Origin of the sequence: Komarekiella delphini-convector SJRDD-AB1 (assembly GCF_014831675.1) — a bacterium.
In the GTDB taxonomy this organism is placed as follows: Bacteria; Cyanobacteriota; Cyanobacteriia; order Cyanobacteriales; family Nostocaceae; genus Komarekiella.
The window spans coordinates 1-20,362 of record NZ_VJXY01000047.1; the positions used below are offsets into that span (position 1 = coordinate 1).

Below are 20,362 nucleotides of genomic sequence, written 5' to 3' on the forward strand. Positions count from 1 at the left end.
ATATGATTCAAGAAATTGGCGCTCGCATGAACAGCAAATGTAGTTTTGTTTACCACGCCGATGACCGTTCTTGCGGATATGGCTAGATGCACAGTTAGGACAGTTCATCCCTTAATTATGCAACGCCCAGAAAATTGCTTATATGCAGACTCCTGGTGTGGGTGAACGCAGACTACTAGCAATCGCTTATCCAGATAAACTCAGGCGCATTCTGCAAAAGATGCTGGATGAAAACGAATTCCTCAGTCCCTACGGGATTCGTTCGGTTTCTAAATTTCACCAAAACCACCCTTATAAAATGAATGTGAATGGAACCGAGTATCAAGTAGATTATCAACCTGCCGAGTCTACTACTCAAATATTTGGTGGCAATTCTAATTGGCGTGGGCCGATTTGGTTTCCCATAAACTACCTAATTATCGAATCACTCCAGCGATTTTACTCCTATTTTGGCGATGACTTAGCCGTGTTGAGATACGTGATGGTGGATTATCCACAGATAAATATAAAACTTCTGTCTGAAGAAGACCGGGAGTTGGTGAAGCCGGCCAAGCAGTTGCGTCTCACTTTTAAGGAGTTTGTGCTGAATTGTATTAAACAAGCACTCGTGGAAGAGAATCCTGATAGTGCAGATGGTGCAACTGCTGCTGAAATTGAAGCTTTGAAAGCTCAAATCGCCGCCCTGTCAGAGAAAGTGAGTATTCCTTCTGCAAGCAAAACCGAAGTGCATACCCTTCAGGAGCGGTTAAATCAATTGTGGGTGGGTATTTCAAATGAAATTAAAAAGGATAGGAGCAACTTGCTTCTTTGACGTTGGCAATCTCCCGACTTGAAAGCCAAATTGAACAGCTAATACCTTCCTTAAATCTTCAGATGGATGGCGAAGGTAATGCTGACAGTGATAGCGACTGGCTTTTTGGGGAAGACTCCGACGCTGAACTACCGTTAACCTAAGCAAGAGCTACCTGTTGCCAATCCAATCAGCTAGTATCTTTCGCATACTGAGATAGGTTGTAAGATAGTCTAATTTACGCTTTATCTCTTGGTTATCGGGAATGAGATGAGCCTTTCGCCACTGTCCGTATAAAGTTAAGTCAGGAAAGTCCTTAACTTTTCTACATCGACAGTGACGGCTAGAACCTATATAAATATCACAGTCAACTTTGTGATATGTCGCAAAACTTCAGATTTGTAAGGCAGGGTATCCCGTGCAAAAACTGACTTCATCCTATGAATATCAAGTTGGCGGTCGCCTCAGAGTTGATGCACCCAGCTATGTAGTACGCCAAGCCGACGAAGAACTCTACAATGCTTTAAAGGCAGGTGAGTTTTGTTACGTCCTCAACTGTCGTCAGATGGGCAAATCTAGCTTACGGGTACAGGTTGCTAAACGTCTACAAGAGGATGGTATTGCTTGTACAACGGTTGACCTATCAGGAATTGGGAACAGCAACATCACCGCCGACCAGTGGTATGCAGATATCATCATGCGACTGGTACGAAGTTTTCGGCTTAATACTCAAATTAATATCCGCGATTGGTTAGCCCAAAGACAAGACCTTTCCCCAGTGGGGCGTTTAGGTGAATTATTGCAATCTGTCTTACCGGAATTTATCAATCAGTCGATTGTGATTTTTTTCGATGAAATCGACAGCACAATCAGCTTACCATTTAATACAGATGATTTTTTTGCCCTGATTCGTTCTTGCCATGAACACAAACGCTTCACTTTTGCACTGTTGGGAGTAGCCACACCATCGGATTTAATTACCGATAAAACTCGCACACCTTTTAATATTGGGCGAGCAATTGCGTTAAATGGGTTTAATCTGGTAGAAGTTCAACCATTAGAAATAGGGTTAGCGAATCAAGTAGAAAATACCCAAGCCGCATTGAAGGAAATACTGGCTTGGACGGGAGGTCAACCATTTTTAACTCAAAAACTTTGTCAATTAGTTGTACAGCATTGGCATAGAGGAACAGGAGAACAGGGAAGCATTTCTACCATAGAATCGCCCTACCTCAAGAAACTGATGCAGGAGATATTGACTCCAAGTGAGGCAATTGCTAACCAAGTATCTGCTATAGTGCGATCGCATATCATCGACAACTGGGCTTCCCTGGATGAACCACCCCATTTAAGAACCATCCGCGACAGGTTACTTTGCAACGAACAACGAGCTAGCAGACTACTAGGACTATATCTACAAATATTACAAAATGGTGGTGTACCCGCCGATGATTCGCCTGAAAAAATTGAATTGCTGCTATCAGGGTTAGTTGTTAAAAAACAAGGTAGCTTACAAGTTTACAATCGCATCTATCAAGAAGTTTTTAATTTAGAGTGGGTAGAAAAGCAATTAAAAAAGTTACGTCCCTACGCAGATTTAATTAATGCTTGGGTAAAATCAAATTATCAGGATGAAACCAACCTGCTACGAGGACAAGCCCTCAAGGATGCTCAAGCTTGGGCCAAGGGCAAAAGTTTGAGTAACATGGATTATCGCTTTTTAGCCGCTAGCGAAGAACTAGAAAAACGCGAAGTACAAAGTGCGCTGATAGCATCTCAACAAGCAAATCAAATTCTCCTCAACGCCGAACAGCAAGCGAAACAAACGATTCGCCGGGGAATGATGGGGTTATCGGTGCTGTCTGTTGTCGCTGTGACTCTCTTAGGAATCTCAGGTTTACTTACATGGCAAACCGCGCAACAAAAGCGACAAGTAAGCTTAGGCGAGATTAAAGCCTTGACTCTCTCATCAGAAACAGCTTTTGAGTCCCATAACACCTTTGATGCTTTACTCGAAAGTCTCAAGGCTGGTATCAAGTTAAACCAGATGGGTTGGGACAATGCAGATACAGATTCAAAGGTGCAAGTAGAAAAGACCTTACGCCAATCTCTCTACTGGGTACGGGAACGCAACCGTTTAATAGGGCATGGGGATGTAGTCACACGAGTTAAATTTAGTCCCGATGGGCAAAAATTAGCTAGCGCCAGTTGGGATAAAACCGTGAAAATTTGGCAGCGTGACGGTAAGCTACTCCACACCTTGCGGGGTCATACTGATGCAGTATGGAGTGTGAATTTTAGCCCTGACGGTAAAATGTTAGTTAGTGCCAGTCGAGATAAAACCGTGAAAGTCTGGCGTGTTGAGGATGGTAAAGAAATTGTCACCCTAAATAATCAAGATTGGGTAGCCTGTGTCGGATTTAGCCCCGATAGCAAGACAGTGGCATCAATGGAATGGAATGGGACAATGAGACTCTGGAACCTCCAAGGACAGGAGTTAAAATCCTTTCCTACCCATAAAGCCCCAGTTGTTGCTGTCCATTTCAGCCCCAAGGGAAACATGATTGCTACCGCTAGTCGAGATGGTACAGCAAAGGTTTGGTCTTTGGATGGCAAAGAATTATTGTCTCTGGGAGGCCATAAGAATTGGGTCATGTATGTTAATTTCAGTGGGGATGGCAAAAACCTAGTAACAGCAAGTCGAGACAAAACCGCGAAAATTTGGGATTTACAAGGGAAAGAACTCGCAACACTACGAGGTCATAGTGATACCGTTGCTAGTGCCGTATTCAGCCGCGATGGTCAAACTATTGCGACTGCAAGCTCGGATAAAACTATCCGACTCTGGAACCGCAAAGGTGAGGAATTGCAAGTTTTTTGGGGACATACCGATGCTGTTTGGGGTGTGAATTTAAGTAAAGATGGAAAACTTGTGGCCAGCAGTGGCGAAGATGGGACTGTGAGATTGTGGAATATGGAGAATGGGGAAGCAGGAAAATTCCAATCTCTAAGTTTCAATCTTGGTGAAGCGGCTGCGGGAAGTATTAGTTTTAGCCCTGATGGTAAAACTTTTGGTACAACTGGTCGTTACACAATGGCGAAACTCTGGAGCCGCAAAGGACAGGAACTAGTGACACTGAACGGTCATAGCGATACCCTAAGAAGTCTCCAGTTCAGCCCCGATGGTAAAATTATCGCTACCGCCAGTCGAGATAAAACCGTTAAACTGTGGAATTTATCGGGAAAAGAAATAGCGACTTTGCGCGGACATCAAGCAGATGTGAGAAGCGCAACTTTCAGCCCAGACGGTAAAACAATAGCTAGTGCTAGCTGGGATACAACAGTTAAACTGTGGAATTTATCGGGAAAAGAATTAATGACTTTGCGGGGACATCAAGCTGGTGTCAGAAGCGTAAGTTTCAGCCCTGATGGTGAGCCAGTTGCGGTGGACGGGTTCCCCGGCATAAGCAAACTGGCGAACCCGAAGAGTCAAATTGTCGCTACCGCAAGTGAAGATGGAACAGCTAAACTCTGGAATCGAAACGGTAAAGAACTAGTTACCCTCAAAGGACATCAAGCGGGGATACAGGCTGTAAGTTTCAGTTCTGATAGTCAGATAATTGCTACCGCCAGTAAAGATAAAACTGTGAAACTCTGGAATCGAGACGGTAAAGAACTATTGACTTTGCGGGGACATGGGGGTGAGGTAAATGCTGTAAGTTTTAGCCCGAATGGAGAAATTATTGCTACAGCCAGTGAAGATATGACAGTCAAGCTGTGGAACCGTAAGGGAGAAGTGCTGCAAACCCTTGCAGGACTGGATACTGGGGTTAAAAGTGTGAGTTTCAGCCCAGATGGTCAGGTTTTGGCTTCTTCAGATTCCCTGGGTAAAGTCACTCTTTGGAATTTAGATTTTGATTCCAGTCCTGAGAAATTGTTGGCGCAGGCTTGTAATTGTGTGAGGGATTATTTGAAGAATAGCGCAAATGTTAAAGAGGATGAGAGGAGTTTGTGCGATGGGGTTGGTACAGTAAAAGAATTATAGTAAGTGGTGCTTGTATCGTAGAAAAGTGCTGAAAATGCAGCGACACGATATCTTAGAAGTGGAAAATACTATAATGAATGCCCATGTCTGCTAGAGATGTCTTTCATGAGGTTGTGAAAATAGCTTTACAAAAGGACGGTTGGCAGATAACTCATGACCCACTTTTGTTTAATGTGGATGGGGTAAAAATGTCAATTGATTTAGCAGCAGAATAACTGATTGCAGCAGAAAGAGAAAATGAAAAAATTGCTGTTGAAGTCAAGAGTTTTCTAGAAAAATCTTCTGCTATCTCAGAATTCCACACAGCGTTGGGACAATTTATCAATTATAGAGGTGCATTAAGGCGACGAGATCCAGACCGTATTTTATATTTAGCAGTACCTTTGACAACTTACAGAACATTTTCTCAACTTGATTTTCCCAAGTAAATGGTAGAAGAAAATCGAGTCAAAATGAGTGTTTATAATGTTGAAAACGAGGTGATTATTGAATGGAAAAAATAGTACGATATCGCCAGATTGTACAACAGATGCTTTCAGAGTATGGTAAACAAAAACCTGCTTACGGAAATATTGAAGTTGAGACAATTTTTGACACCGAACGAGACCATTACCAAATTGTTTATGTAGGGTGGGAAGGTCAGGATTGGGTACACAGTTGTATCATACACATCGATATTAAAGGTGGTAAAATTTGGCTGCAATGGAATGGTACTGAGGATGATATTGCAGCTGATTTGGTGACTGTTGGAGTTCCAAAGGAAGATATTGTTTTAGGATTTCAGTCACCATTTATGCGGCAGTTTACTGAATATGCTGTAGGTTAACGTGGAAATGTTAGCCAATCTCTTGTTAATTTAGCAGGTAGAGCGATACTCACTAATAAGTATTGCGTACTTAAAGCAATTAGCACCCAAATTCTTCTCTCAGCCTGCGCCTTAAATCTCCAGAGAGATGCTCATTCTTCGTATTTCTACGATAATCTTGATGGTGATATCACATCAGCAATTATTGCTTATAATTTGTTAGGAAAAACACAAAAACTTTTAAAAAGGTGTGTCTATCCAAGACTTATGGAATGATTGAAACAAGTATCATTACACAGAACTATCTCGCTAAACTCAATAATTGCGTTAGCCAAAGACTTTGGCGAAGCGATCGCCTTCCATTACCCAAACTCAAGCCGGGGTGCATCATCCCTATTAGAACAAGAAAACCTATCGTATCAAGTATGGCTTGATGAAACTCGTACTCTTGTTGATGAAGGGATAGCATCATTAGAACGTGGTGAAGGAATTGACGGTGAGACTTTTGTTAATCAACTGTTGATAAGCGTAAGTTCTAATTTGTACAGTGCGTAAGTCCTAACCTATTACTTCTGCTTAAAATTACTACCTTCCGTCCCGACAGATTCTAACCTTCTTCTTGCTAAAATCGCCCAACGGTAATCAAATGTAGTGTAGCTAGAGGCATTATTTACACAAGTTCTAGATTGAGCGATGCCTGCGGCGGGCTGTGCCTACGCACTTTTTCTGTCCTTTTTTATCTCCAGTACCTTGGCAAATATACAATTAGCTTCCCATCGCTGTTGATTGGGGGGTTGTTTTTGGTTAAGGGCGATCGCACTTACTAAATTTCTCCCCGCCTCTGCATGACGATTCTGTTCAACTTGCACCCAACCTAAATCTGTCAATAAAGAGTATCGAGTGGAAAAATCATCAGCTTTAACCAAATCTAACCCGCGCAAAAAGAAGCTTTCTGCTGTTAGGTAATCTCGATCGCCAAGATACAAGCGACCTAAATTGTTGTAAGTCTCAGCATTATTACCAGGTAAAGCCTGCATATATTCAGTACGGGCGTTGGTTAAGTTCTCCAAATTCTCGTAGGTTTTACCCAGCAGGAGATGAGCATCAAAATTACCGGAATCAAATGCGTAGGCCTAGCCTGTCGTAGACATCGCTTGTTTTAAGTCCTTTTTAGCCTCGGTAAATTCGGCTTTAGCAAAACTCCTCAACCCTCGCTGATAGTAGTAATTCGCTAACTGGGGTAGTGAATTCTGCAAGTAAATCGCCCCCAGCAACAAAAACGCCGAAATCCCAAAGGAAACCTCACTGCAATAACGCGCAGGTAATTTTAGTTGATGCAACAGTTTTTGTAACTTCTCTCGCCCAGATTGCGTTAAACTACCAAAAACTAAAAGTGCGTAGGCGCAGCCCGCCGCAGGCATCGCCCCATTTCCAACCAATCCAAAGGTTGTCAGCAAATCTAGCCCACTGATAATAAATTGCGAACTGAACATTGTTAAAAAACTGACCACAGCCGTGAGATTAATGGTTGTGAGTCCATCCCAAACCGCATCAAAGCGATTCCAAGGATCTGGTTCATCCGCTTCCAAAAACCACCACCAAGCTTCTGCTGGAGGATGGATGCTGCTACGCCAGTCTTTGAGTTGTCCAGCTTTGACAATCTGGTTGGCTTGATTTCTCAAGCGCCTATCCAACTCCATAACTTTGGTAACTTCATCTGGGGGTATGCGAGTCACCTTCAACATGAGTTCTGCATGAACTGCATCCCGCGCCAACAAAACAGCTAATACTTGTTTTGGAGATACATCTGATTTTGCCTCCTCAATTGCCAGTAATGCTTGCAGATATTCATTGAGAACATGTGTATCTTGTGAGGTTTTATCAACAATATTAGTCATTTTCAAGCCCCAATTCTTGCATTGTCATCGGGCCGACAATCCCATCCACAGCCAATTTTTGACTCGCCGCTTGAAATTGCTTGACAGCTTGCTCAGTTTCGGCATCAAATATTCCTGTTACCTGGAGATTGATTTGCGTAATTTGCGCTCTCAGTAATGCTTCTTGTACCTTAGTGACATCATCACCTTGTAAGGGAGGCGATTGAAGCCTGAGAGTACGCGGGAACAGAAGTTTAAAACCATCTATTGGGGAATTTGCTAAACGCGCTTCAGTTTGCGGCCCGAAGCTACCATCTTCTGCTATCAAGTCATTGGGATTATACTGATTCCACAAGCGTTGAAATGCACTGATCCCAATCTTGCCCAAATTTCGCCTGGTTGCAGCAGGTAGCCTGTAATCGTAGTGAGGAAAGTCAAAATCTCGCCCTAAGCGAATCCAGTTATGTGGCTGAAAAAATCGTTCCCACCCGTCGGGATCTTCAATATCTAACGCCAACCCACTTTCATGATTACTAGAACCTGGTAAAGCCGCCGCCGTAATGCCAAATAACTTACGCTCAAACTGTTTTCGTAGCAAGTACTGTTGAGCAACTGTGCGATAGACCGAGTTTACAACTAGTTTAGTACCGCGTTGCTTGAGTGCTAATCGCAGTGATTCTTTAGCTGCTGGTTGCACAAAGGGATTGATTTGATTTCCAGTCACATCTATATTGAGGTCGCTGAAGTCAACTAAAACATTGGGCGAGATTGAGTTCATAACCGCAATGATTTGTAGGCTCAGACCTCTGACTAGACCTGTATTTCCTTTTTCAATTACATTTTTGACTTTTAACATGGTTGATTCTCCAAGATAATTTTTTTTATAGAATTTGCATATTTAACCGTCGATGCAGAAAAGGTAAGGAATTTGCACTTAACTTTTGCACAATAATGTTGTACCTTTACGAATATTTTATGTGTCGCAAACATTATTTGAATTGGCATTAATATTTGCAAAAACGGATTTTCAGCCTGATGAGAATATAGCGATAGATCGTTATTCTGTATGCTTTATGCAAATAAGAAGTGTGCAGTATTGCCAGATGCCAGATTCAAACCGAGATTATCTGAGGTGAAGCCAGTGACACCGCGTAACTCTGCTAATAACTCACCGGAACCAAATCCAGTATTTCTAGTCACGCCATCACCCAAGTAGAAGTAAGTATTGCGGCCATTCACCACTACATCGATCGCATTGATACCTTCAAACTGCAATAAATCGCCACCAGCACCACGCCGGAACTGATGGATAAGATCACTGCCATCACCCTGGCGGTATATTACTTTATCAATGTGGCGATCGCTTCCCAAATACAGCGTATCGTTATCTGATGACAATGGGGCTATTTAGTTGAGCAATGCTATTGATGACGATGGTATCCGTTCCAGGCAGGGCTTCGGCTGCTGTGACAGCTTCTCGTAGGCTCAACCGCCCATCATTAGGATTAACAACATCATTCAATGTATTAACAGTGAAAGTTGCCATTTGAGTATCCTTGAATTAGTAAATTTAGTTTTTTGGATTTCATGAAAGCGGCTAAAAGTCCACTTTTTTCAAGGAATTGAAAATTACAGTACTTATGGAGAAATTCAAAGTTAGTTGTTACTTTCGCTATGCTTGATTATCCAAGACAATTCCTTTATCAGTCGATACAGAAAAGTTAAGGACTTGTTGGAACCGAAAGGTACATAACTTTTATATATCGACTTGAGAAAACATAAACTCTATCGTGATAACAGTAAACATCTAGTTAAACACAGGAATTGACTTATGCAACTCTCTTATCGCGGTTCTTACTACGCAACCTCCGAAATCATCACTCCACAATTGCCTCAGCAACAGGATTTTACAACTGCAAAATATCGTGGAGTTAGTTATAAGATTACCAAGGGTAAAAGAGCTAAAAATCAACAACCAATTCAACTTAAATATCGCGGTATTAACTATATCAGTAGTGGTAATTGAGTTGATTTAAAAAAACTTCCTAACTTATTGCACCCAAGGATTGTAGCGTCAAAATCGTCGCATCTGTTAACCCTTTCACTCTAGTAATATTCATCCCCTCATAGAGTCTTTTAGCCCGCAAAATCCGCATACACTCGCCTGTTTTGACATCCCAAATCCTCACGGTTTGGTCTTGAGAACCACTTGCGGCAACTTCCCCATCTGGACTAAAAGTTATGGAAGATACCAAATGTGTATGTCCAATGCAGATATGGCGACATTCGCCTGTGTTTATATCCCAAATTCTCACAGTTTGGTCATGGGATGCACTAGCAAGGCTTTTACCATCATGATTAAATGCAATTGCAAATACCCAGTTTGTATGTCCAGTTAATGTTTTGAGGCATTTACCAGTTTTCCAATCCCATAGTTTCACCGTTTGGTCGGTGCTGCAAGTAGCGATAATTTCACCATTGGGACTAAAGATAGCTGAATAAACACGACTATCGTGTCCTTGTAACGTGCTGATGCAACTACCTGTGCGATAATTCCACAGTTTTACAGATTGGTCAGCACTGGCGGTAGCTAAAATTTGCCCGTCTGGACTCCAGTCCATTCCCATTATTTTATCGCTATGTTCGCTCAAGGTTTTGAGACATTGACCTGTGCTAATATCCCATACCTTGGCTGTACAATCTGCGCTACCAGTGGCAAGAATTTTACCTTGGGGATGAAAAGTCACAGTATATAGCCAATCTGTATGTCCGAGTAAAATTTGAAAACATTGACCTATATTGAGGTTCCATAATCTGACTGAAGAATCTGTACTCGCACTTGCCAAGATTTGTCCGTCTGGGCTAAAGGCAATACCATAAATAAAATCTGTATGCCCTTCTAAGCTGCTAATGCAATTGCCAGTTTGCCAATCCCATAGCTTAATGGTTTTGTCATTACTACCACTGGCTAAGATCCCCCCAACCCCCCTTTCCAAGGGGGGCGAAGGACTAAACGCTACAGGTAATGCCCAATCTGTATTACCGTACCAAGTCTTTAAGCATTGACCAGTAAAACAATCCCACAACCTAACGCTTTGGTCTAAACTGACACATACTAATGTGTGACCATCCGGGCTGAAGGCGACAGAACAAACTTCATTAGTATGGCCGTGTAGAGTTTTGATGCAAGTATGGGTTTGACAATCCCAGAGTTTGATGGTGCGATCGCCACTCCCACTGACTAAAATTTTACTATCAGGACTATAGGCAATAGAATAGACACTGTTAGTATGTCCGGTGTAAGTTTGCAGGCATTCACCTGTATGATAATTCCAAATTTTAATTGTGCGATCGCCACTACCACTAGCTAAAGTTTGCTCATCTGTACTAAACACCACCGAACGCACCCACCCTGTATGTGCTTGCAAAGTTCTCAAGCATTTACCCTGAGTTACATCCCACAGTTTAATTGTGTGGTCAGCACCACTACTCGCCAAGGTTTGCCCATCAGGACTAAAAGCAACGCAACGTACCCAATCTGTATGTCCTGTAAGGGTTCTCAAGCATTTTCCATCGTAGATATTCCAAAGTTTTACTGTCTTGTCACCACTTGCACTAGCTAAGATCCCCCCTTCGCCCTTATTAAGGGGGGTTGGGGGGATTGGATGAAACGCTACAGAAAATACTTCATGATCATGTCCAATCAACGTTTTTATACAAACACCATCTCGAACATTCCAGAGTTTAATATTCTGGTCAGCACCGCAACTCGCTAGGATTTCCCCATCTGGGCTAAACACAACAAAGCGCACCCAATTGGTGTGTCCTTGACAAATAAGCAATAATTTACCTGTTTTCACTTCCCATACGCGGACATGACAATCGGTGTCACAGGTTGCTAAAAGCTGACCATCTGGACTAAAAGCAGCTGATAAAATATTACCTAATGTTTCCGTGAAAACACAGCGAGATAAATCTGAGCCAGCAAAATTTACATCATGCAAGTTTATGCCCTGAAGATAAGCTTGCCATACAGTTAAACCGGAAAAATCAAAGCCACTGAGGTCAATTTGCGCTTGATGCAGCAAATTTAAAGCGTTTCCCCCAGCATAGCCCGTTAATTGGGGCGATTTGCCGCGTAGGTTTGAGAGTATTTGAGTCAGACAATTAGCGATGTTTTCCAGACTCCCAAGTTCTGTAATTAATTTATCGATAACAGGCTGAAGAATCAGACTAATTTGACTCTCCCGCACATAATCTTTAGCTTGCGCTTTAATTAGTGCATGACTCGTAAATAAGAGAGTAGAAGGGGAAAGTTGTTTTTCTATGCCCCATGTCCTAATTTCTTCACAAACTTGCTCAATTAACTGATTGCTGACATATTCCATCACCACAGGTTGCTGAGTAAAGCCACCAGTGCTTTTTTCGATGAAAGAACGTCTTTGCAGTGACGAGAGTGATTCTAGCAATTCCCGAAGTGGGACATGAGCCACAAAATCTGCTTGTAAATCTCCTAAAGAAATAGGTTCGCGGTTGATGGCTAACCAGTACATAATCTCTCGTTCTAAAGCTGTGAGACGATGGAACTGTTGGTCAAGCAGGTCACGAATATCGTCAAAGATGAATGTACCTTGCTGGGAAATTTCCAGAAATTGGGCAACATTGCCATCAAAAAAATCATGGATAGAAGAGGCTACAATCTTGAGGGCTAGAGGATTACCGCCATAGCGGGAAATTAAAACTTGCCATTGGTCTTTAGTAGCAGTAAATTTACCTTTAACGTTAAATAATTCCCGCCCTTCTGTTTCTAGTAAACCTGTAAGTTGTAGAGAACGCACAGGTAAACTCTCCCCTTCATACTTGGCGAGTCCTTGGGGTTTTTCCCGTGAAGTGAGAATTAAGCAACTTTGGTGGGAAGTTTCTGCTACATATTGTAGGAGTTGACCGTAACCTTCACATCCAGCACGATAACGACCAGTGCGATCGCCTGCCTGTAAAATTGACTCAGCATTATCCAAAATAATTAGACAGCGCGACGAACGTAAATATTTGAGTAACAGCGAAATTCTATGCTGTAACTCACTTGGTAAATTTGTTTGTTGCTGTTCAGAAAAAAATTGAATCAATTGAGCCAAAATATCTTCCACTGGTGGCGCGTTGCGGAGACTGCGCCAGATTATGTATTGAGGAAACTGAGAAATTGATATTTCACCTCTGTTGGTAATAATTTCCTGCGCCAGCTTAACCGATAGAGTCGTTTTACCAATTCCACCCATTCCTAGCAACGTCACCAGACGACAGTTGTCCTGCATCACCCATCGCTGAACAGTTTCTAGTTCTTCACTGCGACCGTAAAAAATTGATACATCCGGTGCTTCACCCCAATCTTGGGAAGGATGAAGTGTCAAAGATGAAGTTTGAAAATCATTCATTTCATCCTTTCTCTCAACCACCTCTTCCCAATTCAGCCCCAGCACCTGACAATAGGCTTTAAACGCCTCAGCATTAATCGCTTGCTTTCCAGCTAAGAAACGTTTCCAGGTTCCTTCTGATACACCAACAGCAAGAACTCCATTAGTTGTCCAACACACACCTAAAACTTCACTGGCTAACTCTATCCATCTAAAATCATCAACAGACCAACCCTTATCACTTCTAGCTTGTTTAATTCTTGCGAGTCCCTGTTGAGAAGCTTTGAGAGTAGCCACGATTTTTAAGTGAGTCCTACTATACCTGAATTATTTATAGATATATTTGCAGAATCACGATGTTTTTTGCAATAGCATAAAATTATGCGATCGCCAAGATCAGTTATCCTTGTTGCCATAACTCCAAAACTGATCTTGAAAATTTGAGATTATATAACAAATATTAAATAAATGTATAGAAAATATACAATGTCATTTCTTAATTACGAATTAATACAATGTCTTTCCATTCTGGAGAAATTGCCGTCCAAACTCAGGCGGGAGTGCGAGAAGAGGCGCAACGTCTGTGTAATGTTATTACTAGTACAATCAAACCATCTGCTCAAGAATTCCTGCATACGCAACAATTAGCAATTGCTAGTACAGTTGATAGCAAATCTAGAATCTGGGCATCTTTATTAACAGGAAAACCTGGTTTTGTAGAGGTCTTAAACACGCAAACTATACAGATTAACGCTACTCCCATACAAACTGACCCATTACACCATAATCTGCAAACTAACAATGATATTGGGCTATTAGTAATTGATTTAGAAAATCGTAAACGTTTGCGTTTCAATGGCAAAGCAGAGGTAAATCAGGAAAACATAAAAGTACAAATTCAGCAGGTATTTTTTAACTGTCCTAAATATATTCAGACACGTTATATAAAAAAATATGTGGCTGATTCACTAGAAAACCCGGAAGCTTTTACCAGAGATACTTTAATTGATACAGATCAACTTTGGATAACTCAAGCCGACACTTTTTTCATCGCCAGCTATCATCCAGAAAGTGGGGCTGATGCTTCCCACCGAGGCGGATTTCCAGGGTTTGTGCAAGTTTTGAATAGTAATAAGCTTGTGTTTCCTGATTACTCTGGTAATAATATGTTTCAGACTTTCGGTAATTTGATTGTGAATCCCAATGCAGGTTTATTGTTTATAGATTTTGCACAAGGTCACACGTTGCAATTGACGGGTATTGCACAGGTAATTTGGGATGCAGATAGATTAAATGAGTTTGCTGGAGCGCAACGTTTAGTGGAGTTTGATATTGAGCAGGTATTGGAAATTAGAAATGCTTGTTCTATAAGTTGGCAATTTGGGGAATATTCTCCTGTGAATCCATAATGTGCATAAATAAATTAGCAAGTAAATTAAATTAAGAAAACTCGCCTTCAATATCTCTTGATTGATGTAATACTCGAAAAATTTCTACACCATCAGTTATTTTTGAGTTCCTTCATTAAATCATCTCGCTTTTTGCCCATATCAGGAAACTGAGCAAGCATTGGAAAACGATTCAGAATTTGAGCTATCTGTTTATCGGCTGCAAGTTGATTCTGTTGAGCAAGGTAAGTCCAGATATCTTCCAAGTCTTGTTCGGCTTGCTGGGAAAGTCTGTAATGATTCATTGTCAGCTATCCCGCTTTAGCTTACTCTGTCCTCGTGCCTTAATATTTTCCAGCAAATTAGACAGCGACTCATCATCATATTCAGTATATTCTCCATGCTTTAGCTGTTCGGCTGCGATGTCTACGACGGGCTACGCCTACGCAATATCTCGTTGTAATGCTTCTAACTTCAGCTGACGCAGTTCTTCTTCTGCACGCTCAAGTCTATCTATCATTTCCTGAAAGGCACTTGCATCCTGGACAACGACTTCTGCTTTACCATTGACGGTAAGCACGAGAGGTGATTTGGTCGCCTTGATACGCTCTAGAAACTGTTTGACGTTGCGCTTAAAGTCTGTAAGTGAGTGAATCTGCTCTAGATTAATCATAAATTGAATATTAAATTAAGTACTTAATTAAATCTCTATTCAATACTATCAAAACTTTGATATAAACCACAAAATTAATAAATTGTCAAGACCAGTTTTCCAAGTGCTGCTTCGCTAAAAAACTGATCTTTTGTTGTGTAGTGCGATCGCGTAATCCTAGAAAGATAAAGATCCGCATACTGCCAACACAGACGTTAATAACTATGCCTCAAAATCCTCTTTATATCGGTATCGAAGCAGTTCCCAGCAAAATTATTAGCTTCACTGCGTTCAAGAATGCAGCGAATAACAATATTTTCATGCCTTTTCCTGCCAAACTACCTCGCAACCAATCTAGGAAGGATAAGGTAAAATACACAGAACAAAATTTAAGGCTAGAAATAGCTGCTTTGCAACAGGAATTGATAATTGTCAAACAGCAAAAAGCTGAATTAGAAAATTTATTGAAACAGCAAGAAGAGGCGAGAAAAATCCAACTCCAAGAGATGCAAATCGAAATTGATTTAAATAAACTTACACATCAAGTAGCAGAAATTACTCAAACTGATTATTTTCAAGAATTACAAATAGAAGTTGAATCACTTCGTAATACCAAAACATATTAATTATCGGGAAAGGCAGAGAGCAGAAGAAATTTATTAATTACAACTTACATAGAAGTTTGCACTGACTTTAGTGTATTACGAATTACGAATTACGAATTACAAATTAGTATGCTATGTCTAAAATTATTGCGATTCACTCATTTCGGGGTGGAACTGGTAAATCTAATTTAACAGCCAATTTAGCAGTAACAATGGCACTGCAACATAAGCGAGTTGCAATTGTAGATACTGACCTGCAATCTCCTGGGATTCATGCTCTATTTGCTATTAATGAAACAATTACAGGTAAAACATTAAATGATTATTTATGGCATCGTAGTTCCATTGCTGATACTGCCTGTGATGTGACTTCTCATCTGGCGATCGCCCAAGGAACAGTTTTTCTGATACCTTCTAGTATCAACGCTGATGAAATTGCCAAAATCATCAGCAAGGGATACAACGTTAGTTTACTCAATAGTGGATTTCAAAAATTAATTAAAGAACTAGAGTTAGACTACTTATTTATTGATACTCACCCTGGTTTAAGTCGAGAAACTTTACTATCTATAGCTATTTCTGACCTGTTAATTATTATTCTCCGTCCAGACAGCCAAGACTTTCAAGGTACAGCAGTAACAGTTAATATTGCCCGTCAACTTCAAGTCACCAAGATGATGATGATCGTTAATAAAACACCAATTCGTATGGACTTTTCATCGTTAAAGCAAAAAGTAGAGAAAACTTATAACATTCCAGTTGCAGGTATATTGCCACTTTCAGAAGATATGGCACAACTCGGTAGTAGTGGATTATTTTGTTTGCAATATCCTGACCATTACTTGACTAAAATTTTGCACCAGGTGGCAGATAAAGCAAGTTAAAAACTTTCAGATAAAACTGAAAAAATTAAAAATGTTTAGATGAATTAATCAAGTAAATATAAGATAATGACTGAAAATGTTCAAGAACAAGTAATAACATTTGAAACAGCTTTAAAAGTAGCAGATACAGCAGTATTTACCAAGACTAAAAGACATCTGAAAAACATTGAAGTAGCTGTACTGCGGGGAGCTTTGCTAGGTCAAAAATATGACAAAATTGCCGAAGAATGTGACTATGCGCCTGAGTATATCAAGCATGATGTGGGGCCAAAATTATGGCAGATTCTTTCAGCTAGTCTAGGAGAAAAAATTAGTAAGACTAATTTGATGGCTGTTTTAGCACAACGAGCTTCTGAAGAATTTAAAATTCAAGACTCTTCCTCCTTTCTCCCAGTATCCAATCCCGTTCAGATGAGCGTAGTCAAAGCCCACTCCCTAATCCCCAAAAAATTGCCAGACATAGAGTCACCAGTTGGACTCATACCATTAGATTCTGCTTTATATGTAGAACGTCCTCCGGTAGAATCTCGCTGTTATGAAGAAATTACTAGAGATGGGGCATTGATTCGCATTAAAGCACCCAGTCAAATGGGTAAGACTTCTTTAATGGTCAGAATTTTAGCTCATGCTAAACAACAAAATCCTGACAAAGTACGCACCGTAGCTCTAAGCTTACAACGAGCAGAACGTTGTATTTTTAATGACTTAGATAAATTCTTGCGTTGGTTTTGTGCTTCGATTACTCGCAAGCTTCAGCTACCACATCGAGTCGAGGATTATTGGAGTGAAACTTTTGGTAGTAAAAGCAACTGTACTGCTTATTTTGAAGACTGTTTACTCCCAGATATTAATGGTGTTTTGGTCTTAGCTTTAGATCAAGTTGATGAAGTGTTTTTACATCCAGAAATTGCCGATGATTTCTTCACTTTATTGCGCTCTTGGTATGAAGAAGCAGCCTATGGAGATAGCGGTAATCCTCTGTGGCAAAATTTGCGGTTGATTATTGTTCATTCCACAGAAGTGTATATCCCTCTTGATATTAATAAATCTCCCTTTAATGTGGGTTTGGCAATTGAATTGCAAACATTTACACCTGCACAAGTATGCAATTTAGCCCAACGTTATGGAATTCATTTATCTGAAGGTGAATTATTAGAATTGATGCAGCTTGTGAATGGACATCCATATTTAATCCAACAGGCTTTGTATCATTTAGCGCAAAAAGACTTGACTCTGAAGCAGTTAGTCCAAACCGCAGTTACAGATGCAGGCATTTATAGCAATCACTTGCATCGCCATTTACGCAGCCTGCAAGAACACCCGCAATTAGGAGCAGCGTATGAACTGGCGATCGCATCATCAACACCTGTAGAGTTAGAACAGACTGTAGCATTTAAACTACACAGCATGGGGTTAGTCAAGCTGCAAGGAAATCAGGTGATATCGAGTTGTGAGCTATATCGAGAGTATTTTAATCAAAATGCGGTCTTACGTGGTTTAAAATCATGAAAATGTCGGTTCAAGTATTCCGTTGAAAATATCAACAACTTCAAATACGGCTTTATTATTGAGTAAGGCGGCATTACCTCGATAGTAAGCGAGATTTTCAGGCTGAATTATCTTGGCCACAGCCTTGTCAATATGCCGAAAATTATCGACTACAATACCCACCTGATTATTTACAATCCACTCAGCGTTGTACCGTTCCTGCACCAACGTTGAGGCATTGCATTCTGTAATCACTGGTAAATTCATTGCCAAAGCCTCGCTGATACTTCCAGGGCCAGGTTTACCAATAAAGAAATCAGATAAGTGCATATAGTAGGGAATTTGGGTCGTAAAAGTTTCCACGAACCTCGGTAAACGACTCTGGCTAAGGCAGAGGGTACTTGCTAGTTTTTGATTGTGTCCGCAGATGAAAATGAGTTGTATATTCAGGTGGGAGCGTTGCAGACACTCAGCGATCTTGATCATCACCTCTGACCCTTGACCACCAAACATCACAAAACCAGTTGGTAAATCTGGTTCTAGACCCAAGCGTTGTCTCTCGATTTGGCGATCATCGCTACCAATAGGTTCATAGAATCGCGGGTTAATTACCAGTCCTGAAGTGCGAAAAATTTTATCTTGCGGATGACCAAGCGATTGCGCTTGGGTAAATGCTCGTTTGGTGGGACAGACTAAGAATTGCTGTTGTGGTTCTATCCAGTAGTTAGGAGGACAATCAGCAAAATCCGTTATCATCGTGACGAAAGGTTTATCGGGTATTGTATTCTTCAAGCTTTCCCTAAGCACTCGGTTAAGCAACGGAATACAAGAGACTACTAAATCAGGCCGCCTTTCCAGCCAGTATTTTTCCAGCAACCTTAAACCAGTAGAATGCTGGCGACGGATACTAAACTTTGCCAAAGTCAGATATAGTGCTTCAAATCTTGTCCAACCTTTTTTTAGCATCAAATTGTAGAAGTCAGTTCCCAGAATTCCAGTAATGCTTTTGAATATATCCATTGACTCTACAATTTCAGTTTCTTCCAAATTGAACAGTCGAGGTTCTAAGGAAGGCTGATATTTTTTGATGACTTGATACAGTGCATTTGCGGTGCTACGGTGTCCACCACCAGCATCAACAAAAACTAAATCTATTTTTTTCATGAAAGCTAGACCCCTAACTTCTTAAAGAGAAGTCTTAGATCCCCGACTTCTTTAAAGAAGTTGGGGATCTGAATCTTGCTCATCAAGTATTTAACAAAACCTTTCTTTAACTTCCCAAGCTTGTATTCAAACAGAACAGCTATGATTTCTTCTGTTGTCAATAAACCCAAATAAGTAAATGATTCGTCAATTTTTTTATCGCTTTCTATTAAATACTTGTTGACTCCTGCTTTCGCTGAAATCTCCCATTTGGGTAAAAAATATCGCCGCATCTGGTTCTGATAATCTCGAAAATCTGAAATTTGGTTTTCTAAGTACCTGTTTATGTGTGTAGCTGCTAGTTCTGCGCTGTACATCCCGTGCCTAATTCCTTCTCCGCCCAGAAAATTCACTGTTGATACAGCATCACCCACAGCGATCGCATTATCTTTGTAGTAAATATCCTTGAGTCCTTGACAATATTTAATCGTTGAGCCATGAATATCAATAATTTTGTATTCTTTAGGCATTACGTGTTTGTCAATTAACAGTTGAATGTAGTATTGCAGGGATTCGGTATGCTTGATATTTTTATGCTCCAAATTAAACCGACCTGCACCAACTTTTAATCGACCTTTCTCCATTGGAAATATCCAAGAATAACCTTTGGGCATCCATTTATATCCCAAGAAAAAGAAGATGGAATTTAAATATTGGTTGTAAGCTGCTTCATCCACCTCAATTACATATTCAATCCCAGTTGCACTTAAAAGCTTGGGTTTATCACTTTGCTTGTTGTACATGACCGAGCGAGCAAAGCCAGTTGCGTCAACTAGAACCTTAGTGCTGACCGTCTCCAACTTACCTCCAGATCGCTGTTTGAGAGTGACTAGAGTTTTCTCGTTGTCTTGAAAATGTCTGACATATCGATAACCCATCCAAACTTCACCGCCGCAAGATTTGACATCTTTCGCTAGAAATTCTTTGAGCTTGGCAAAGTCTAAAACCGCACCTAAGTTTTCAGGCGAGTCCCAATTGCGACGAATGTTAGTCGTCACGACAACAAAATTGTTCCAATAACTGCCGATGATCTCTTCAGGCAAATCAAATCTATCCAAGGTACTCAAAGGAGTAACTGCACTAGAAAAGTCGTTTTTGGAAAAGTCCTCATGTTGCTCTACAAGTAGAACTTTGTAACCAGATTTTGTCATTAATCTCGCCATTTGACCGCCTGCTGGCCCTGCACCTATCACAACCACATCAAAGTTATTCAT

General features: G+C 40.8%; 20 protein-coding genes and 2 pseudogenes. 11 read left to right on the top strand and 11 right to left on the bottom strand.

The features are described from left to right. Nucleotides 1–108: IS1 family transposase (locus tag FNW02_RS29160; RefSeq protein WP_191760955.1), on the bottom strand; the 108-nt coding region annotated here is incomplete at its 3' end. Between the two features lie 19 nt (nt 109–127). Between FNW02_RS29160 and FNW02_RS29165 the strand changes: the two are divergent. The 6 genes and pseudogenes from FNW02_RS29165 to FNW02_RS29190 all read left to right on the top strand — a co-directional run. Continuing rightward, nucleotides 128–469: pseudogene (locus FNW02_RS29165) on the top strand (MGH1-like glycoside hydrolase domain-containing protein); the annotation flags it as partial. Nucleotides 470–807: 338 nt separating this feature from the next. Then, the gene (locus tag FNW02_RS38990) at nt 808–954 is read left to right on the top strand and encodes a hypothetical protein (protein WP_225225977.1); all 147 of its coding nucleotides are present in this window, start codon (nt 808–810) and stop codon (nt 952–954) included. A 254-nt stretch (nt 955–1,208) separates the two neighbouring features. Next, nucleotides 1,209–4,835: a WD40 domain-containing protein gene (locus tag FNW02_RS29175; protein WP_191760956.1), complete on the top strand. Its 3,627-nt coding sequence runs from the start codon at nt 1,209–1,211 to the stop codon at nt 4,833–4,835. 83 nt (nt 4,836–4,918) lie between these two features. After that, nucleotides 4,919–5,338, top strand: a pseudogene (locus tag FNW02_RS29180) (XisH family protein). Further along, nucleotides 5,326–5,661: a XisI protein gene (locus FNW02_RS29185; RefSeq protein WP_191760957.1), complete on the top strand. Its 336-nt coding sequence runs from the start codon at nt 5,326–5,328 to the stop codon at nt 5,659–5,661. The pseudogene FNW02_RS29180 and the gene FNW02_RS29185 overlap by 13 nt, the downstream one beginning before the upstream one ends. Nucleotides 5,662–5,916: 255 nt before the next feature. Beyond that, nucleotides 5,917–6,195 carry a hypothetical protein gene (locus FNW02_RS29190; protein WP_191760998.1) on the top strand — a complete coding sequence of 93 codons (279 nt, stop codon included), beginning with the start codon at nt 5,917–5,919 and terminating at the stop codon, nt 6,193–6,195. A gap of 158 nt (nt 6,196–6,353) precedes the next feature. Here FNW02_RS29190 and FNW02_RS29195 read toward each other — a convergent pair whose 3' ends face one another. From FNW02_RS29195 to FNW02_RS29215, 5 genes are all read right to left on the bottom strand, one after another. Beyond that, nucleotides 6,354–6,734 (bottom strand): tetratricopeptide repeat protein, encoded by a 381-nt coding sequence (locus tag FNW02_RS29195; protein ID WP_225225991.1) that lies wholly within the window; start codon nt 6,732–6,734, stop codon nt 6,354–6,356. A 39-nt stretch (nt 6,735–6,773) separates the two neighbouring features. Then, nucleotides 6,774–7,538: a hypothetical protein gene (locus tag FNW02_RS29200; RefSeq protein WP_191760959.1), complete on the bottom strand. Its 765-nt coding sequence runs from the start codon at nt 7,536–7,538 to the stop codon at nt 6,774–6,776. Continuing rightward, on the bottom strand, nt 7,531–8,373 hold the full coding sequence (locus FNW02_RS29205) for a peptidoglycan-binding protein (protein ID WP_225225978.1): 843 nt from the start codon (nt 8,371–8,373) through the stop codon (nt 7,531–7,533). Before FNW02_RS29205 ends, FNW02_RS29200 begins: the two co-directional genes overlap by 8 nt. Nucleotides 8,374–8,588: 215 nt before the next feature. Further along, nucleotides 8,589–8,915 carry a hypothetical protein gene (locus FNW02_RS29210; protein WP_225225979.1) on the bottom strand — a complete coding sequence of 109 codons (327 nt, stop codon included), beginning with the start codon at nt 8,913–8,915 and terminating at the stop codon, nt 8,589–8,591. Beyond that, a complete protein-coding gene (locus FNW02_RS29215) occupies nt 8,902–9,063 on the bottom strand; it encodes a hypothetical protein (RefSeq protein ID WP_191760960.1) in 162 nt (53 codons plus the stop codon). The genes FNW02_RS29210 and FNW02_RS29215 overlap by 14 nt, the downstream gene beginning before the upstream one ends. 285 nt (nt 9,064–9,348) lie before the next feature. Between FNW02_RS29215 and FNW02_RS29220 the strand changes: the two genes are divergently transcribed. After that, nucleotides 9,349–9,543: a DUF4278 domain-containing protein gene (locus tag FNW02_RS29220; RefSeq protein ID WP_191760961.1), complete on the top strand. Its 195-nt coding sequence runs from the start codon at nt 9,349–9,351 to the stop codon at nt 9,541–9,543. 19 nt (nt 9,544–9,562) lie between these two features. Here the strand turns inward: FNW02_RS29220 and FNW02_RS29225 are convergent, their stop codons facing one another. Beyond that, nucleotides 9,563–13,225, bottom strand: coding sequence for a WD40 domain-containing protein (locus FNW02_RS29225; protein ID WP_191760962.1), 3,663 nt, complete (start codon nt 13,223–13,225; stop codon nt 9,563–9,565). A 218-nt stretch (nt 13,226–13,443) separates the two neighbouring features. On the opposite strand from FNW02_RS29225, the gene FNW02_RS29230 reads away from it, so the two are divergent. After that, a complete protein-coding gene (locus FNW02_RS29230; RefSeq protein ID WP_191760963.1) occupies nt 13,444–14,337 on the top strand; it encodes a pyridoxamine 5'-phosphate oxidase family protein in 894 nt (297 codons plus the stop codon). Nucleotides 14,338–14,429: 92 nt separating this feature from the next. On the opposite strand, the gene FNW02_RS29235 is transcribed toward FNW02_RS29230, so the two are convergent. Together FNW02_RS29235 and FNW02_RS40220 are read right to left on the bottom strand one after the other, a co-directional pair. Further along, a complete protein-coding gene (locus tag FNW02_RS29235; RefSeq protein WP_191760964.1) occupies nt 14,430–14,621 on the bottom strand; it encodes a type II toxin-antitoxin system RelE/ParE family toxin in 192 nt (63 codons plus the stop codon). A gap of 137 nt (nt 14,622–14,758) precedes the next feature. Next, entirely contained in the window at nt 14,759–14,989 is a 231-nt protein-coding gene (locus tag FNW02_RS40220; RefSeq protein ID WP_431356825.1) for a type II toxin-antitoxin system Phd/YefM family antitoxin, read from the bottom strand. Between the two features lie 203 nt (nt 14,990–15,192). Between FNW02_RS40220 and FNW02_RS29245 the strand changes: the two genes are divergently transcribed. The 3 genes from FNW02_RS29245 to FNW02_RS29255 all read left to right on the top strand — a co-directional run bounded on the left by FNW02_RS29245 (nt 15,193) and on the right by FNW02_RS29255 (nt 17,966). Beyond that, complete coding sequence (locus tag FNW02_RS29245; protein ID WP_191760965.1) at nt 15,193–15,594, top strand: hypothetical protein; 402 nt, start codon at nt 15,193–15,195, stop codon at nt 15,592–15,594. A 113-nt stretch (nt 15,595–15,707) separates the two neighbouring features. Then, nucleotides 15,708–16,457 carry a MinD/ParA family ATP-binding protein gene (locus tag FNW02_RS29250; RefSeq protein ID WP_191760966.1) on the top strand — a complete coding sequence of 250 codons (750 nt, stop codon included), beginning with the start codon at nt 15,708–15,710 and terminating at the stop codon, nt 16,455–16,457. A gap of 66 nt (nt 16,458–16,523) precedes the next feature. Next, on the top strand, nt 16,524–17,966 hold the full coding sequence (locus tag FNW02_RS29255; RefSeq protein ID WP_191760967.1) for an AAA-like domain-containing protein: 1,443 nt from the start codon (nt 16,524–16,526) through the stop codon (nt 17,964–17,966). Here FNW02_RS29255 and FNW02_RS29260 read toward each other — a convergent pair. Both FNW02_RS29260 and FNW02_RS29265 read right to left on the bottom strand, forming a co-directional pair. After that, a complete protein-coding gene (locus FNW02_RS29260; RefSeq protein WP_191760968.1) occupies nt 17,961–19,109 on the bottom strand; it encodes a glycosyltransferase in 1,149 nt (382 codons plus the stop codon). The two genes, FNW02_RS29255 and FNW02_RS29260, sit on opposite strands and share 6 nt — an antisense overlap. 5 nt (nt 19,110–19,114) lie before the next feature. Beyond that, the gene (locus FNW02_RS29265) at nt 19,115–20,362 is read right to left on the bottom strand and encodes an NAD(P)/FAD-dependent oxidoreductase (protein ID WP_191760969.1); all 1,248 of its coding nucleotides are present in this window, start codon (nt 20,360–20,362) and stop codon (nt 19,115–19,117) included.